The sequence below is a fragment of the Streptomyces beijiangensis genome (genome assembly GCF_017315755.1).
Taxonomy (GTDB): Bacteria; Actinomycetota; Actinomycetes; order Streptomycetales; family Streptomycetaceae; genus Streptomyces; species Streptomyces beijiangensis.
Map to the genome: position 1 here is coordinate 1 of NZ_JAFLRJ010000741.1, position 1,174 is coordinate 1,174.

Annotated in this window: 1 protein-coding gene; it reads right to left on the reverse strand. The window is 68.2% G+C overall.

The window, feature by feature from the left end; translation table 11 throughout:
- Positions 1 to 82 precede the first annotated feature (82 nt).
- Positions 83 to 1,174, reverse strand: a 1,092-nt coding sequence (glmS, locus tag J0695_RS38800) for a glutamine--fructose-6-phosphate transaminase (isomerizing) (RefSeq protein WP_206969562.1), incomplete at its 5' end; no start/stop codon positions are given.

Consider the following 1,174-nt stretch of genomic DNA (forward strand, 5'->3'; position numbering starts at 1 on the left):
GCCGGAGGGGCTCAAAAGACGTCCTCAATCGCCGGACGGGCTGAATTTTCAGCCCGTCCGGCGATTGAGGACAAGGCGGGGGCTACTCGACCGTTACGGACTTGGCCAGGTTGCGCGGCTTGTCGATGTCGCGGCCCAGGTACAACGCCGTGTGGTACGCCAGGAGTTGGAGCGGGATCCCCATCAGGATCGGGTCCAGTTCGTCCTCGTTCTTCGGGACGATGATCGTGTGGTCCGCCTTCTCCTGCTCCTGGTGCGCGACCGCGAGGATCTTGCCGTTCCGCGCCTTGATCTCCTCCAGCGCCGCCCGGTTCTTCTCCAGCAGGTCGTCGTCGGGGACGATCGCGACCGTCGGCATCGCGGGCTCGATCAGCGCGAGCGGGCCGTGCTTCAGCTCGGAGGCCGGGTAGGCCTCGGCGTGGATGTACGAGACCTCCTTGAGCTTCAGTGAGGCCTCGCGGGCCACCGGATAGCCGCGTACCCGGCCGATGAACATCATCGACTTGGCGTCCGCGTAGTCCTTGGCCAGCTTCTTGATCTCGCCCTCGGTCTTGAGGATCTCGTCGATCTGGCCGGGCAGGCGGCGCAGGCCCTCGATGATCCGCTTGCCGTCGGTGACCGACAGGTCGCGTACGCGGCCCAGGTGCAGCGCCAGGAGCGCGAAGGCGACGACCGTGTTGGTGAAGCACTTGGTGGAGACGACGCAGACCTCGGGGCCGGCGTGGACGTACATCCCGCCGTCCGCCTCGCGGGCGATGGCGGAGCCGACCACGTTCACGACGCCCAGGACCCGCGCGCCCTTGCGCTTGAGCTCCTGGACCGCCGCAAGCACGTCGTACGTCTCGCCCGACTGGGAGACCGCGACGTAGAGGGTGTCCGGGTCGACCACCGGGTTGCGGTAGCGGAACTCGGAGGCAGGCTCGGCGTCCGCGGGGATGCGGGCGAGCTCCTCGATGAGCTGGGCGCCGATCTGGCCCGCGTGGTACGAGGTGCCGCAGCCCAGGATCTTGATCCGGCGCACCCCGCGCGCCTCGCGGGCGTCCAGGTTGAGCCCGCCCAGGTGGACGGTGGCGAAGCGGTCGTTGATCCGGCCGCGCAGGACGCGGTCGACGGCCTCCGACTGCTCGAAGATCTCCTTGTGCATGTACGTGTCGTGGCCGCCCATGTCGTACGA